This is a genomic window from Pelotomaculum propionicicum, assembly GCF_004369225.1.
Taxonomy (GTDB): domain Bacteria; phylum Bacillota; class Desulfotomaculia; order Desulfotomaculales; family Pelotomaculaceae; genus Pelotomaculum_B; species Pelotomaculum_B propionicicum.
Genome location: NZ_QFFZ01000018.1, coordinates 17,046 through 33,361, shown reverse-complemented (window position 1 = coordinate 33,361; position 16,316 = coordinate 17,046). Strand labels below are relative to the sequence as shown.

General features: G+C 45.1%; 13 protein-coding genes and 2 riboswitches. Of the genes, 9 read left to right on the top strand and 4 right to left on the bottom strand.

The features are described from left to right. The first annotated feature begins 10 nt into the window (after nt 1-10). Nucleotides 11-1,795, top strand: a complete 1,785-nt coding sequence (locus Pmgp_RS09600; RefSeq protein ID WP_134213770.1) for a polysaccharide deacetylase family protein — start codon at nt 11-13, stop codon at nt 1,793-1,795. Nucleotides 1,796-1,832: 37 nt separating this feature from the next. Continuing rightward, nucleotides 1,833-3,965, top strand: coding sequence for a stalk domain-containing protein (locus Pmgp_RS09595; RefSeq protein ID WP_134213769.1), 2,133 nt, complete (start codon nt 1,833-1,835; stop codon nt 3,963-3,965). A 16-nt stretch (nt 3,966-3,981) separates the two neighbouring features. On the opposite strand, the gene Pmgp_RS09590 is transcribed toward Pmgp_RS09595, so the two are convergent. Continuing rightward, nucleotides 3,982-5,187 (bottom strand): glycosyl hydrolase family 28-related protein, encoded by a 1,206-nt coding sequence (locus Pmgp_RS09590; RefSeq protein ID WP_134213768.1) that lies wholly within the window; start codon nt 5,185-5,187, stop codon nt 3,982-3,984. Between the two features lie 164 nt (nt 5,188-5,351). Continuing rightward, on the bottom strand, nt 5,352-7,475 hold the full coding sequence (locus Pmgp_RS09585) for an Ig-like domain-containing protein (RefSeq protein ID WP_134213767.1): 2,124 nt from the start codon (nt 7,473-7,475) through the stop codon (nt 5,352-5,354). Nucleotides 7,476-7,573: 98 nt separating this feature from the next. Next, nucleotides 7,574-7,660: riboswitch (cyclic di-GMP riboswitch) on the bottom strand. A 96-nt stretch (nt 7,661-7,756) separates the two neighbouring features. Then, nucleotides 7,757-7,842: riboswitch (cyclic di-GMP riboswitch) on the bottom strand. A gap of 221 nt (nt 7,843-8,063) precedes the next feature. Here Pmgp_RS09585 and Pmgp_RS09580 point away from each other — a divergent pair. The 3 genes from Pmgp_RS09580 to Pmgp_RS09570 all read left to right on the top strand — a co-directional run bounded on the left by Pmgp_RS09580 (nt 8,064) and on the right by Pmgp_RS09570 (nt 9,669). Continuing rightward, entirely contained in the window at nt 8,064-8,918 is an 855-nt protein-coding gene (locus Pmgp_RS09580; protein WP_134213766.1) for a DUF1616 domain-containing protein, read from the top strand. Between the two features lie 195 nt (nt 8,919-9,113). After that, the gene (locus tag Pmgp_RS09575; RefSeq protein WP_134213765.1) at nt 9,114-9,440 is read left to right on the top strand and encodes a Mu transposase domain-containing protein; all 327 of its coding nucleotides are present in this window, start codon (nt 9,114-9,116) and stop codon (nt 9,438-9,440) included. Next, entirely contained in the window at nt 9,433-9,669 is a 237-nt protein-coding gene (locus Pmgp_RS09570) for a P-loop NTPase family protein (protein WP_134213764.1), read from the top strand. Before Pmgp_RS09575 ends, Pmgp_RS09570 begins: the two co-directional genes overlap by 8 nt. Before the next feature lie 323 nt (nt 9,670-9,992). Here Pmgp_RS09570 and Pmgp_RS09565 read toward each other — a convergent pair whose 3' ends face one another. Together Pmgp_RS09565 and Pmgp_RS09560 are read right to left on the bottom strand one after the other, a co-directional pair. After that, nucleotides 9,993-11,237 (bottom strand): IS4 family transposase, encoded by a 1,245-nt coding sequence (locus Pmgp_RS09565; RefSeq protein ID WP_134213763.1) that lies wholly within the window; start codon nt 11,235-11,237, stop codon nt 9,993-9,995. A gap of 239 nt (nt 11,238-11,476) precedes the next feature. Further along, complete coding sequence (locus Pmgp_RS09560; protein ID WP_134213762.1) at nt 11,477-12,253, bottom strand: slipin family protein; 777 nt, start codon at nt 12,251-12,253, stop codon at nt 11,477-11,479. A gap of 172 nt (nt 12,254-12,425) precedes the next feature. Between Pmgp_RS09560 and Pmgp_RS09555 the strand changes: the two genes are divergently transcribed. From Pmgp_RS09555 to Pmgp_RS09540, 4 genes are all read left to right on the top strand, one after another. Next, on the top strand, nt 12,426-12,701 hold the full coding sequence (locus tag Pmgp_RS09555) for a cell division protein ZapA (protein ID WP_134213761.1): 276 nt from the start codon (nt 12,426-12,428) through the stop codon (nt 12,699-12,701). Nucleotides 12,702-12,812: 111 nt separating this feature from the next. Then, complete coding sequence (gene polX, locus Pmgp_RS09550) at nt 12,813-14,516, top strand: DNA polymerase/3'-5' exonuclease PolX (protein ID WP_134213760.1); 1,704 nt, start codon at nt 12,813-12,815, stop codon at nt 14,514-14,516. Nucleotides 14,517-14,533: 17 nt separating this feature from the next. Next, nucleotides 14,534-15,148: a DNA-3-methyladenine glycosylase gene (locus tag Pmgp_RS09545; protein WP_243119796.1), complete on the top strand. Its 615-nt coding sequence runs from the start codon at nt 14,534-14,536 to the stop codon at nt 15,146-15,148. Nucleotides 15,149-15,359: 211 nt separating this feature from the next. Then, nucleotides 15,360-16,316, top strand: coding sequence for an NGG1p interacting factor NIF3 (locus Pmgp_RS09540; protein WP_134213759.1), 957 nt, complete (start codon nt 15,360-15,362; stop codon nt 16,314-16,316).

Here is a 16,316-nt window from a genome sequence, read left to right as displayed (position 1 = left end):
GAGACAATATATGAATAGACGTCAGTTTATTACGCTAACTGTTGCGGGTCTAGCCTCTCTTGGATTAACGGGTTGCCTGCCCAGAGAGATTTCAGCACGGTTAAAAAAGTATAGTGTTGTGGCAGCCAATGATACTCCAAAGGACCTGTTACGGGAAGCAACCCATATTTGCAGAGGAGTGAGGGACGAAGTTAAAATTCAAGCAGCAGTGTCAGCGGCTGCGGGTGGGAAGTGCCTGATACTGCCGGGAACTTATAATAAGGACTCGTCCACTGGCATAGCGGTACGCTCCAACACGGAAATTGAAATTGCCAGTGGAGCAATTATAAACCAGAACAAACTGGATGATGACTGCTCGATTTTTATTAATTCCGACCAGATAAATGGAAACACCAACATTAAGATCCACGGGGAAGGAGTCCTCAACGGAAACAGGCATAAGAGCACGGCAGGGAAGCATTATGCGGTTGATTTTGTTAAGGTGAAAGACGGTTTGGTGGAATGTTATATTGACAATTTCCGTACACTTGAGGCCAGGCTCAGAGAAAGCTACGCTGTAGTCAGGAATCTCAGATTTACTAACATGCCTAAAGATGAGGAATCTCTTCTGCGGTTTACTGATGCTGAGTCCGGTAGTTTAGAACTATTTAATCCGTCCCATACTAGATGGTCTATTGAGACAGCCAACCCGTGCCGTAGCCCGAGTTACTTAAAGGTTTCTCTTAATAAAGGTCAAATTGGCGGGGTCCAATCAAATAAATGGAGCAATGAAGGCATTAATCTGGACCTGCGCTATAAGATGTTCAGTTTCTGGATGAGGATTGAGGGACTGACCTTGGATAATGATCTGTCTGCTGTCCTGGATGCGGTGAAACTTGGTTTTCATGGTGAAAAAGGCTATCCTGCTCCCGATTTTATTTTGACTGCAATGTACAGCCGCAATAGTGCCGTCTGGGTACGCCTTATCGGTGTGCCGTCTGTCAACAGTGAAAGCCTGATGGCCAGGACTATGAGTCGTATCAAATATCTAAGCTTAAGATTAGACACCACACATATCGGTAATATCCCCGGACCCCTTACAGTTGATTTTGACGATTTGAGCCTGATTCCTATAAAAGATGGCGGAAAAGTCTGCTTTTCCTTTGATGATGGATATTCAACCTGGGCTACTGTCGGGGACATTCTATCAGAATATGGGTATAGAGGTTGCTTTAATGTTTCAACCGGCCTAGTCAATGATGAAGGTAAAACTTATTCTGATTTATTGCCAATGTATAAAAAATTGGCGATAGAGGGTCATGAAATCGGCAGTCACGGCCACAGTCACAGGGTAAACAGGAAGAATCTTTACTACGAATTGATTACTTCGAAGGAAATACTGCAAAGGGATGGTCTTGGCGATATCCGGTTTTTCTCTTATCCCGGCGGCCCTTCCCTCTGGCTTGGCGATATGACAGCGGCTGCGCACGAAGTTTACTCAGGTTGCAGGTCAACCGCTAAAAACATCACTACCCAGGGAGACATTAAGCCTCTTTTTTCGACAATCGCGATAACGTTAGATAATTCAACAGAAAAAATAAATACACAGATAGCATGGGCAATCAACAACCATGAAAATGTGGCTCTCTACGCCCATACCCTTGATGGAGTAGACTGCAGTGAAGCCAGGCTGAGAGAAGTCTGTGACTTTCTCTATGATTTAGGTATACCAGTTGTGACATATTCCGAAATGTTTCCGGAGGGTGATTACCCTGAACCGGACTGGAGATCAGCAAAGAAAAAACATCTTGTATAATGTTAAAAACAATACAGATTATACGAGGAGTGATAAAATGAAAAAATGTACAATTAGGTTTTTTACCGTCCTGATTTTAGCTGTAACACTATCTTTTTGTTTTATTAACACTTCTTTTGCATTGGAACCAATCAGTATATTAGTTAACAATGAAAAAATTAGCTCTGATGTCCCTCCTCTCATTGAGCAGGGAAGGGTGCTTGTTCCTATGAGATGCATTTTTGAAGCCCTGGGTGCCGATGTCAGTTGGAATAGTGAAAACCAAACTATACTTGCAAAGAAGGGGGACATTTCAGTATCCTTAACCATTGGTTCAAAGGTTGCTTTTAAGAATAACCAGGAAATTGCCCTTGATGTTCCCCCGTTTATTACAGATGGCAGAACTATGGTCCCTGTGCGTTTTGTAAGCGAATGTTTGGGTTATAGTGTAAAATGGGAAGCTGAAAAAAACACTGTAAATATTACAACAGCGGCAGATATTGTTTTGGCCGCCAGTGATACTCCTGAAGATTTGAAAAAATCAGCCACCCATATTTGCAGCGGAGCCAATGACCAAGTTCAAATTCAGGCGGCAGTGGCAGCTGCGGCAGGGGGTAAGTGCCTTATACTGCCGGGAACATACAATAAGGACTCATCTGCCGGAGTAGCAGTTCAATCGAATACAGAGATTGAAATATCAAGAGGTGCAATCATAAACCAGAATAAACTGGATGCTGACTGCTCGATTTTTAAGAATACCGACCAGGTAAATGGAAACACCAATATTAAGATCCACGGGGAAGGAGTCCTCAATGGAAACAGACAGAAAAGTACGGCAGGAAACCAGTATGCGGTTGATTTTGTTAAGGTAAAAGGCGGTTTGGTAGAATGTTATATCGACAATTTCCGCACACTTGAGGCAAGGCTGCGGGAAAGCGACGCTGTTGTCCGCAATCTACGCTTCTATAACATGCCAAAAGATGAATATGTTCTAATTGAGTTTTTAAGCGCTGATTCCAGCGGTTTCACAACAATTAATCAGGCCAATACCACCTGGTCGATAGAAACAGCCAACCCCTGTCATGATGCAAGCTATATTAAGATTGCGGTTAATAAAGGTCAACAAGGCGGAGTTGAGTTTGACAAGCTGAGTGATACGGAACAGAGTCTTGACCTGCGCTATAAGATGTTCAGTTTCTGGATGAGGATTGAGGGACTGACCTCAGATAAAGATCTTTCTACTGTATTGGATGCGGTTAAACTGGGTTTTCACGGAGAAAAAGGCTATCCTGCTCAGGATTTTATGTTAACCGCAATGTACAGCCGCAATAGCACAGTATGGGTACGCCTTATCGGTGTCCCCTCCGCCAATAATGAAAGCATGCTGGCAAGGACTATGAGCCGCGTGAAGTATATTAGTTTAAGAGTAGATGCGGCGCAGACAGGTGAGCTGCCCGGTCCTCTTACGGTTGATTTTGATGATTTGAGCCTGATTCCGATAAAAGACGGCGGGAAAGTATGCTTTTCCTTTGATGATGGTTATTCAACCTGGGGCAAAATCGGGGACATTTTGACCGAATATGGTTACAAAGGATGCTTTAACATAGTAACTGGCGGGTATAACAATGGTGAGCATAAAACATATTCTGATTTGTTGCCGGTGTATAAGAAACTGGCGCTGGCCGGACATGAAATAGGCAGCCACAGCCACAGCCACAGTGTTGACAGGCAAAGCCTTTTCTCTGAATTAATTAAGTCAAAAGAAATATTACAGAGAGATGGCCTGGGAGACATTCGCTTTTTCGCATATCCCGGCGGATCTTCTCTTTGGCTTGGTGATATGGTAGCGGCCGCGCATGAGGTTTACTCAGGCTGCAGGGCGACTGCCAAAAATATAACAACACAAGGGGAAATCAAGCCGCTGTTCTCGACGGTTGCAATCACTTTAGATAATTCAATGGAAAAAATAAAAGCCCAAATCGCCTGGGCTGTTAACAACCATGAGAATGTGGCTCTATATGCGCATACTCTAGATGGTGTTGACTGCAGCGAAGTCAGGCTACGAGAGGTCTGTGATTTTCTCCATGATATGGGTATACCAGTCGTGACATATTCCGAGATGTTCCCTGAAAATATGTACCCTGAACCTGACTGGAGAGCGGCGGAGAAAAAATATTTGCAAGGAGAATAAAAGACCTCTTCTTTTATTAAGTCGGGTAACCTATAATATATTCATTGTCCGCGGCTATAATTACTCCTTTACATATGGGATCAACATATATCGGAGATAAATTGCCGCTAACCTTTATATTACTTCCGTCCGCTACTCTGAGATAGATGCCGTTATTGGAGGATTGCGTGGTTTTTACAATATTGTTTTGAATATCCACATTACTAACCGGCACACCGTTTACGCTATAGTAAATCCCAATATTCAACTCATTCCGGCCGCAATTCAGAACACTATTTCCCGACCAAACAGTATTTGAAACATCAAGGGTCTGCGTCCAGCATTTGATGCCAGGCCCTTTACTATTTTCTATAGTATTATTAGAAACAAGTTTTGTCGCGTATGGTGATATACCATAATTTGAAACTGTGGTAATCCCTGCATGGTATATGGCGCCGACGTTTTTAATTGTATTGTTGGATATAATACCAGCGACTCCCTCAATACCGTTTTCCACAGTAGTATCTATATAATTATTGGATACGCTGAGATCGTAGCTTGGTGAACCAATATATATAGCGACTGTCCCGGTACCGTTGCCAGGGGTGGTAAGGCCGATATTTTTCAAAGTGTTTTTCTCAATAGATCCTTTTCTTATGCTTGTTTCAGTGCCGACGGTTATTCCTTTGAAACTAGTAGTATCTATATCATTTTGACTTATGACGAATTCATTGCCTGGACCATCAATTCTAATTACATTATCAGATTTTATATTGAAAAATTTATTTTTGCTAATGACCACTCCTGTACATTGAGACAGATGGACAGGTGGGGAATGATAGTTGGATATTTTGCCTATTAGGAAATCGGAGCCGATGTTTTCGAAATAGCAGTTGTTTACGAGCACGTTGCTGGAGTTTTCAAAATGTAAAACCTGTCTGTTACAGTCAATAAATTTAATATTGCTTACAGATATATTATTATTGGTTATATAAAAGTTACCGTTGGGTAGTTTTATAATTGAGTTATTGCTTCCGATTAAAGAGACATTCGGAGTTTTTATTCTTATTTCAGCCGTTAGGATTAAATAGGTTCCATCCGGGAATAGAATAGTTCCGCCTTTGATTAGACTGTTAATTGCTTTTTGGATAGATTGTGAGTCATCAGTCACCCCATTCCCTTTGGCGCCAAAGGATTTAACATTGATTGTTGACGGTTTTTTGGCTATAATATTTTTGCTCATTTTGTTACTCCACCTAAAATGCAAGATTTAAACCAGGATTCCTTATGTAAAATATTCTCCCATATTGAATTATGTTACATATCTTACCAGTTTGAACAATAAATAAACCTGCCTTTGTGAGGCAGGTTGAAGTTAACCAGAAGAGTTACTAGCCAGTCCAAATCTTAGACGTTATTTGTGGCAATTACACCTGTGCAAATGGAATCTACCAGTACAGGAGAAATATTGTTATTAACCTGGATATTATTCCCGTTTGATACTCTCAGGTATATACCCGTGTTAGAATTTTGCGTGGTTGTCACTGTGTTGTTTTTAATCTCAACGTTGCTAACAGGCACACCGTTTACGCTAAGGTAGATACCTACATTGCTCTCATCCCGGCCGCAATCTGAAATCTTATTTCCCGTCCAAACTGTATTTGATACATCTAGGCTCTGTGTCCAGCATTTGATTCCGGACCTTCTGCTGTTCTCGATAGTATTATTGGTGACAAGTTGTGTAGCGTAAGGAGATATCCCGTAATTGGATGTTGTCGTGATTCCGGAACGATATATGGCGCCAACGTTCTTTATGGTGTTATTTGCTATAAGCCCCGCTACGCCCTCAATGCCGTTCTCAACGGTAGTATCTATATAATTGTTCGTTACGCTGAGACTATAACTTGGTGAGCCGATGTAAATCGCGACTGTGCCTACACCGTCTCCAGGAGTGGTAAGGCCAATGTTTCTTAATGTGTTTTTATCTATAGAGCCACTATAATTATTAGATTCATAACCAATCATAATACCCTTATAACTGGTGGTATCTATTTCATTTTCACTGATGGTGAACTCATTGCCAGGACCATCAACTCTGATAACGTTGTCAGACTTAATGTTATAAAATTTGTTTTTATTTATTTTTGCACCTGTGCATTGGGACAGGTGAACAGGTGGAGAGTGATAGTTGGATATTTTACCTATAAGGAAATCAGAGCCGATATTTTCGAAATAACAGTTGCTTACCGTAATATTGCTGGCGCTTTCAAAATGCAATACTTGTCTGTTGCAATCAATAAATTTTAAATTATTTATTGTAACATTATTATTAACAATATAGAAATTGCCGTTTGGTATTTTAATAATGGAATTGCCGCTGCCAGTTAACGTGATGTTGGGTATTTTAATTTTTATTTCAGATGCGGGGATTAAATATGTTCCATCCGGGAAAAGTATTGTACCTCCAGTGGGTAGGCTGTTAATGGCATTTTGGATAGCTTGTGAATCATCGGTTGCGCCGTCTCCTTTAGCCCCAAAAGATTTTACATCCACTGCTGACGGGTCAGAAGCCAAGTTTGTTGTATTGATGGTGGTAAAGCTGAAAGTATAATCAGTAACCAGACTGCTGCCGTTTTGATTATTAACTGCTCCAGCCGGAATGGTTACCCGGTAGGTTGCGCTGCTATTTAAGTTGTTCAGCGGGTCCAAGGTAAGTACGGCTCCGTTAATGCTGTTTGTAGTAGTTACCAGATTGCCGCCGGCATCCTGAATCCGGATGTTGCTATAATTTGTCCCCTTGCTAATTGTCTCACTGAAATTTATACTTATTGTTTTATCCAGGCTTATGTCTGTGGAGCCATTTGATGGGTCACTGCCGCTGACAGTAAGCGCTACAGGTGCGGGGGTTGTGGTGTCTGTCGCAGGTGTAGTATTTGTTGCAGGAGTTGTGGTACCTGTCGTAGGCGTAGCGCTTGTTGCAGGAGTTGTGGTATCAGTCACAGGTGTAGTGTTTGTCACAGGCGGTGTAGTATCTGTCGCAGGTGTAGTGTTTGTCACTGATGTAATACTTGTCATAGGCGTAACATCCGTTACAGGTGCGGCTGTAGTAAATCCAAAACTATATTTCGCCCGCATTCTGTTGCCGTTGCTATCTTTAAGCGCGCCGGCCGGTATTGTTATGCTATAGTAAGAGCTAGAGCCGAGAAAATTAACCGGGTCTATTATAAGTGAGCTACTGCTTATATTCTTCACGAAGGCTACTGGATTGCCGCCGGCATCCGTTACACTGATACTATTATAAGTAGCCAGGGGGCCCGGCAGTATTTTTTCACTAAATTTTATAGTAATATTGTTGCCGATTGGGACGTTATACGCGCCGGAAGCCGGGGATGTGCTTAAAACGTACGGCGGCGTTCTGTCAGCCGCTGCAGCAGAATTTTTTACAGGCATCCAGGCTAAAAACGATGAAATAAGCGTTAGGTTGAGGACCAGCCAGCACAATCTGCTTTTTAAACGTTGGTTGTTGAACATAAGGCAAACCTCCTAAAAAATGCATTTTTTAGCGGATTAAAAAAACCCGCCTTTTGAGCAGGTTGCCTTTTGTCCCAACAGAAACAAGACAAACAACTCCAGGCAACCCAGCCGCCATAGCTTTTACAGCTTTAGGCCTGTAGGCTTTGCGTCCCCACCTTTCGGTGAGTTTGCCCTTGACAAGAATCGATATGCATTTGTAAAATAATAAACCTGCCTTTGAGGCAGGTTGCTTGTAAGATAGTTTAAAGCAACTATAGAGTTACTTTAAAAGTATTTACTCCGGCAACCCAGCCACCGTTGCTTTACAGCTTTAGGCCTGTAGGCTTTGCGTCCCCACCTTTCGGTGAGTTTGCCTTTATTCACGAGCTTATTTGATATTATTTTAACTAATATTTTTATTTTGAAAATGAGACTAAAGTCCCGTTTTTTCTGTGACTTTAGTCCTGATTTATGAAATATAAATTATTTATTTATTGCTAAATTCTAAAACTATTTCATGGATGAGAATATATAGTGAAGGTAACCATATGATTGCGGCGAAATCTAGTTAAAGGATTTCTTTAAGGGAGGATATTATTACCACAAATGTCGCTTAACAAAATTTTGATTTTTAAATATGAATTGCAACTTGTTATTATAGTATCAATTATTTTTGCTTTTTTTATTTACTTAGGGGAGTATGGGTGGGTACGCAATCTCAGAATATTGCTGGGATTACCTTTTATACTTTTCTTTCCTGGTTATACATTAACAATAATACTTTTTCCGCAAAAAGAGGATTTGGGATTATTTGTACGATTAGTTATTGGTAGTGGATTGAGTATAGTTGTTGTTACATTACTAGGATTTGGACTTAATTACACTCGTTGGGGTATAAGTGTCAATTCGACTTTTTTTACCCTGGTTGTTTTTATATTGTTGGCATCATGCCTGGCAATATACAGGAGACATATGCTGCCCCAAACAGAAAGATACATTCCTGTTCTAAATTTGCATGTATTAAGCAAGATTTCTTTAGTTGAAAGAGTGCTCTCAGGATTCTTGATACTTGCCTTACTCTTTACCGTCGGTTTCACTTTTTATGTTTTTTCTAATCCTAATACAGGTGAAGATTATACAGACTTTTATATGTTAGGGAAAAATGGAAAAGCTGAAAACTATCCACAATCACTTGCTGTTATGGAAGAAGAGTATGTCCTAACGGGTATTATAAATCATGAACACCGTACAGTAGATTATTACATCCAGGTAAAAATGGGCGATTACATAAAATCAAATATTGGGCCTATTACCCTGGAAAATGATCAAAAGTGGGAAGATAATGTAAAATTCTCTGCCCAACAGCCGTATGAAAATTTGAAAGTTGAGTTTTTGCTTTTCCGGGAAGGTGATCTTGAACCCTATCGTTCTTTACATCTCTGGATAACTGTCCATAAATAAACTTTTCTTGTTGTCTATTGTATAATCAGACTTTATTCTTTCCTGTCCTGTAGTGTAGATCCGTATGATTTCTGTAGTTTTAGCCTAAAAAAACTCCATAATCTCCAGCGGCTCCACGGCACTACCCACGAGCAGCCGGCGGCGCGCTTCCAGCGGGAAAATCTCCGGCCCCATACCAGCAGGTCGCCATATGTTTTGCAAGTATGGCAGATGCGCAGGGTGGCCACCGACTGCCTAGTTTCCTATGCATCCAACCGTTACTCGGTGCCCTGGAGGTATGTGCATCAGACTGTGGAGCTGCAGGAGCGTGGTGACCTGATATCTATCTACCATCAAGGCGTGCTTATTGCCACCCACCGCAAGGCAGAAAGGAAGCACCAAGTGGTTATGAACATGGAGCACTACCGGGGCTTGTCAAATAAAAATGATGTCACAAAGAAGACAGTTTCTCTGCCCGAGGTCGAGGTCAGAAGTCTGGATGTCTACGCCTTGCTGACCAAAGGAGGTGCTCTCGTTGGATAACCCGCAGCTCCTCAGAATTCAGGAAAACCTCAAGCTGTTAAAACTGAACCGTACCGGCCAGCAACTCGAAATGCTGCTCCAGGAAGCGAGCAAGAACGAGGTGTCATACTCCGATTTTCTGGACAAGCTGCCCCGTACCACAGGGCAACCTCGTTGGTATCAAGCTGGCAATTTCGGAGGACATACTTTTCGTCACATCGGACTTCCTCTTCGAGGATTTCCTAATTAAGATCTTCACTACGAGTTGGATGATATGTTGTCTGGAAGGAAAAACCCAGTAAAGTCCTTTAAGCTTGAAATTTCCAGCTCATTTTTCATCTTTCGAGCCGGAAAACTCGAGTAAAAAAACTCAAAATAGGAGTGCCGCGCAGTAGTGTTGCATAAAACTAGATTTAAAAAGTCAAGACCCAAAACCGGGGAAACATATGTTCCAATATGATACTTAACAGAATATTCTGACCAAGGTTAATTTCTAAATAGTTCAAAACAGCAGCGACACTATAAAGGTAATCCTGTATCCACATTTTAGCGTATATGTCTTTTAGCGTATTTCTACAAATAGTTCAGCTGTACATCAAAGGTATCTAGAAAATTGCTGGTTCCGGACTCAATTTGCTTTAATAACTGTTCAAATTCCCGGTTGTAATCTTTCTTTTTCCTGTCACGGGATGTCTTGGTGGTATTCCTTTTTAAAAGATCAAGAAAAACGTTAAAGGGTTTGAATAAGTTATCTTTTAACAGCCTCTTGATATCCAGCAAAGATTTTTTTGTCTTTAAATTAACCTTAGTCAACAGCAATAAGCAGTAGGTGATTAGCGCCAGCCAGATCTGGCTGTATACAGCGTTGGCACTTCGGCCATAGAATTTCTTTACTTTTAAATGTTGCTTTATCCATTTAAAAAACAGTTCGATTTTCCACCTGCTGCGATAGATCTCAGAAATCTCAAGGGCGCTCATCTTAAAGTCATTGGTCAGAATAACCACCGGCGTGCCCGTGGTATCCACAGTGTGGATAAGTCTTAATTGATGCCGCATGATTGTTGTTTTAGGGTCACCGAGTATTACTGTGCTTTCCGTCATATTAGTGCCGTCCACCGGTTTATTATCAATGACATTAGTAATAAAATTGTCCTTTATCCGGGTGACAAAACGTATGCCGGCATCGCAATAATCATCCCATTTTTTATAGTCCACATAGCCACGGTCAAATACGTAAAGTGCGTTGGGGTCTGTTGTAAGCAATTCATCCAACTGTGATTTATCCGATTTTTTGGCAGTGGTAAGAATGGCTTTTTCCGGATAAGAGTAACCGTTTTGATACACCAGGCATTGATGAAGTTTCACACCTGCTTTTGTTTTGCGATAATCGGCCCATAAATAACTGTTAAGGCAAAGGGTGACGGTACTGGCATCAATTATATGGACACGGTCTACATTAGGGGTAGAGCTTAAATGGTTGGTAGTTTTTTGTATTACAACTTTTGCTACGTCGGTAAACACGGATCCCCAGAATGAACTGCTGGTTTCTTTAAGGCGCCTGGATAACTGGGAAGCACTGATTGAGTCAAGCTTTAGAGCATCTTGCAGGTCAATATTATTTTTTACATTGCCAGCCAACTCTCTTATTGATTCAGTTTGGCTGATCTGAGCAATGAACATGAGATAAAGCATTTTGATTGTAAATAATTTCTTGATGTACCTGTCTGCACCGAATTCTTTAATCATTGAACAAAATTTTTCATAAGGAAATTGATTTAGTACTTCATTAAATGTGGATTTAGTGGTATCCTTATCCATGGTTTGCTCCTTATTTTAGAGACTATGGACAGGACTACCTGCTATAACTCTATTATAAGGAGTTTTTTAATGAAAAGCCATGATATTTATGGTAATTAACTTAATTTAAATAAATATTAACGATTTTGAGCATATTTAAGCTTTGACTTTTGAGTGGTTTTTAAATGCAACGCTAGTGATCCTGATTTGTTTATGTGATAGTGGAGTAGACTTATTTTTGCAGAGATTTCTTTAAGACTTTATTTATGCTCCGCTCTGCCTTTAAAAAACTCCATGATCTCCATAGGCAGCGGGAAGATGATGGTGCTGTTCTTTTCCACCGAGATTTCGGTGAGTGTCTGCAGCATACGCAGCATCAGGCCGGAAGAGTTCTGGCTGATCACCGAGGCCGCTTCAAAAATCCTCTGGGAGGCCTGGTATTCGCCTTCGGCGGATATCACCTTGGCCCGGCGCTCCCGCTCCGCTTCAGCCTGTTTGGCCATAGCCCGCTTCATACCCTCCGGCAGGTCGACCGATTTAATTTCAACGGTAACCACCCGGACTCCCCAGGACTCGGTTGATTTGTCCAACTCCTCTTTTAACACTTTGCTGAGTTTTTCTCTTTCAGACAGCATGTCGTCCAGTTCGTGAGAGCCTAGGACGGAGCGCAGCAGGGTCTGCGCCAAAAGCGTGGTCGCCTGGCGGAAGTTTTCCACGTTCAAGACCGCCATTTCCGGGTTGGAGACCTGAAAGTAAACAACAGCGTTGATGGAAACAGGCACGTTGTCTTTGGTGATGATATCCTGTCCCGAAACGTCAATGGTAGCTACCCGCAAATCGACATAAAGGGTGCGGTCGATGCCGAAGGGGAGGATAAACCTGAGGCCTGGTTCCAAAACTTTGATAAAACGCCCGAAGCGCAGCAAGACAGCCCGCTGGTACTGGTTGATGACTCTGAGAGATGTAGGCAGGGCAATGATAATAAGTACAAGCAGCAGAAACAAGAACAAGCTTGAAGAGCTAAGAAAATCCAGCATGCTAAGCACCTCTCTTTTTAATATTTTGTTGCTCAGATTCTTTGAAGGGGTCGGGAAATCCTGCACACGGCGCTGGTATTTTACCGTGACTAAAGAAATTTTTGGTTCCAGCGCAGGAAAAATAAGAAAAATGACGAAATGTAATTACACTCTTTAAACCTGGAGGGTTTTTATGGATGAGCAGTTAGTACGGGTGGAGGTTGAGATCTTTGGTGAATACTACACCCTGAAAGGGGATGGCACCAGGGAAGAGTTGATAGCGCTGGCCCAGTTCGTCAACCGTAAAATGAAACAGCTGGCTGACCGCAACACCCGGTTGTCAAAGTCCCAGACAGCGGTACTGGCCGCCTTGAACATTGCGGACGAGTTGAAAAAGCTGCAGGAAGAACATGAAAACCTGATCAGAATGCTGGAGCCCGAAAAAAAGGATAGCAAAAAGAACTCATGAATGAAAGTTCATGAGTTCTTTAGTGTGTATGGTTTATGGTTATGTTCTATTCAGAGATTAACTACTCCCCAGTATTTCGGGGAATATTAGTTTAAGGGGCTGTTAACTGGGATGAAAAACGAGGAAGTGGCCTGGGTTTTTCATGAGCTGGCAGATTTACTGGAGTTCAAAGGGGAGGATTTTTTTAAGATCCGCGCTTACAGGAACGCCTGCAAGATCCTGGCCGGCCTGGACGAGCCGCTGGAAGAGATCCGGCGGAGAGGGGGGCTGGCCAAAATACCCGGCATCGGCAAGAACATCGCCGCCAAAATCGAGGAGCTTCTTGCCACCGGCCGCCTGAAAAAAATGGAGGAGCTTTTAAAAGAGATCCCCCCTGGTATCCTGGAGATCATGTCCCTGCCCGGCATTGGCCCCAAAAGGGCCGGCCTGCTCCTGTCAAGCCTGGGGATTTCCAGCCTTGACGAACTGTTGGGTGCGGCGAAACAGGGCCGGGTGAGGGGGCTGCCCGGCATGGGCGGCAAAGTTGAAAAGGACATAATCAAATATATTGAGATGCGGGAAGACAGGCGCGAACGCGTGTTGCTGGTTACAGCCAGGGATTTGGCCGGAGAATTCACTTCATTTATAAAGAAGCTGCCGGGTGTGGCCGGGGTCGACGCCGGGGGGAGCGTGCGCCGCTGGCGGGAGTCAGCCGGCGACGTCGACCTGGTGGTGGCGGCAGCGGACCCTCGCCGGGTGATTGAGGCGGCAGCGGGCTGCCCTCTGGTATCAGAAGTGCTTGAAGTTAACGAGAACAGGGTCCGCCTGCAGGTCCATTGGGGTATAGAGGTGGACCTGCAGGTGGTGCCGGAAAACCAGTTTGCCCTGGCCTTATTCTTAAACACCGGCAGCCGTGCGCACCTCCAGCGGCTGGCGTCCTTGCCGGCGGCGGCCGGGATTAATTTTGACCCGTCAGCTCTGCCGTCAAGTGAGTTTTTCAGTAACGAGCGGGAGATTTATGCCCGGCTGGGTTTGCCGTTTATACCTCCCGAGCTGAGGGAGGACCGGGGTGAGGTGGAGGCTGCTCTGGCAGACAGGCTGCCGCGCCTGGTGGAGCTGGGTGATATCAAAGGCGACCTGCACATGCACACCACCTGGAGCGACGGGGTCTGCACCATCGAGCAGGTGGCTGCCCGCGCCAGGGAAAAGGGTTACGAATATATCGCCCTGACAGACCACTCCCAGTCGCTTAAAATAGCCAGGGGGCTCTCTCTGGAGAGGCTCAAAGAGCAGCACCGGCAGATCAGGTCGCTCAACGAGAAAATGGACGATATCCAATTGCTTACCGGGATCGAGGTTGATATCCTGCCCAAAGGCGGCCTGGACTGCCCTGATGAGATTCTGAAGGAGGCGGACCTGGTGGTGGCCTCCGTGCACAGCGCTTTCAAGCAGGACCGGGAAACCATGACCGCCCGGATTATATCAGCTGTGGAGAATAAAAATGTTGATATTATCGGGCACCTGACCGGCAGGCTGATCGCCCACCGGGAAGCGTACGCCGTTGACGTGGAGAGGGTGTTGGAAGCGGCTGCCAGCTGTGGTACTATATTAGAGATAAATTCTTCACCGGACCGCCTGGATTTAAACGACCAGAACGCCGCCAGGGCCAGGGAGTTGGGGATAAAGATGGCTGTGAACACCGACGCCCACGACCTGAAAAGAATGGAGGAAATGGTCTACGGTGTTTCAGTGGCGCGGCGGGCCTGGCTCGAGCCGGATGATGTGGTCAATACCATGCCGGTGGAAAAACTGGTTAAATTCTTAAGGAACAGGTAAAGCAGGTGTTTTAGGGTTTGCCGGAAGAACTGCCGCTGCAAAAAATTCTCGACGGCGGGAAAAAGGTCCTGCCCCGCTCTTTTTATGCCAGGGACACTGTGACTGTGGCCAGGGAACTGCTGGGCAACATCCTGGTCAGCGACCGGCCTGAAGGGATTTGCGCCGGCCGGATCGTGGAGACTGAGGCGTACCTGCAGGGCGATCCCGCCTGCCACGCCTCACGCGGCATGACCCCCCGCAACAGGGTTATGTTCGGCCCGCCGGGCCATGCTTATGTTTATTTTATTTACGGGATGTATTACTGCTTCAACGCGGTCACCGCCGCCGAAGGAGTGGGGGAAGCCGTGCTGGTCCGCGCGCTTGAACCACTGGCGGGGCTGCCGCTGATGCGCGCCAGGCGGGGGCGGGAGAGAATGGCGGAATTGTGCGGCGGCCCGGCCAAACTGGTACAGGCCATGGGTATCACCCGCCAGCACAACGGCGCCGACCTAACCGGGGGCACTCTGTATGTATGCGAGGGCGGCAGCCCCCGCGAAAGGATCGTCACCACCACCCGCATCGGCATCAAGGAGGGCGGCCAGCTCCCGCTGCGCTTCTACCTCCAGGGCAACCCCTACATCTCCCGCAAGTAGTGGGAAGTGGGACGTGAGAAGTGAGAAATGAGAAATTGTAGGTGCGACTTTAGTCGGCTAAGGTCAGGGGACACTCCTCAATTTCAGGTATTCCTTTTACTGACGAGGAATGTCCCCACTGGAGAGTTCGGGTAAATCCGAACCTACATCTTTTTAGACAATCGCACAACATACCGAAAAACATACTTATTACGTGGAAAGGGGCTTAGCAATGAAAATAAAGGAGATATACCAGCTGGCTATAGAAAAGGGCATCAGCAAGGACCCGCGCTCGCCTGAAGCGGTGCAAAAACTATTGGAAAAAGAAAATAAGTCCTATAACGAAATGAAGGAAGATGAAAAGAAGGAATACGACCAGGACCGGTTGTTCAACCCTTACGGTGATACCAGGGTGCTCTTTGGAGATCCTGAACAGGAGGTTGCCAGGGTGTTGGCCGGAGTGGACATGGAAACCGGTGAGGTGCTCCTGGCGGACAGGATTTCGCAGCGCGGCCGGAAAATCGACCTGATCATGGCCCACCACCCGGAAGGCAAGGCCATGTCCGCGCTCTACCAGGTCATGCGTCTGCAGGAGGACGTGTTGGCCAAGTTTGGTGTTCCGATCAACGTGGCTGAAGGGATCATGGCCTCGCGGATCAGTGAGGTCAAGTGGGCCCTGATGCCTTTAAACCACAACCGGGCGGTGGACGCCGCGCGGCTCCTGGGCATTCCCATCATGTGCGTGCACACGCCCGCCGACAACCTGGTAAATGATTTTATTCAGAGCATGATGGACGAAAGGAAGCCTGAGACGTTGGGTGATGTAATAAAAACATTAAAAGAGATCCCGGAATACGCCGAAGCGGTGCAGTATAACGCCGGGCCGACCATCGTGCTGGGGAGTAAGGAAAGAAGGGCCGGCAAGGTAATGGTGGACATGACCGGCGGCACCAGCGGCTCGGAAGACGCCTACGCCAGGCTGGTAACTGCCGGTGTGGGCACGCTGATTGTGATGCATATTGGAGAAAAGCACCGCAAGGAAGCGGAAAAGAACCATATCAATGTGATCATCGCCGGTCATATGGCCAGCGACTCGCTGGGCTTAAACCTTTTTCTTGACGAACTGGCGCGGCGCGGCGTGGAGATTATCCCCTGCGCGGGACTGTTGAGGCACGAGCGGAAGGAGTAG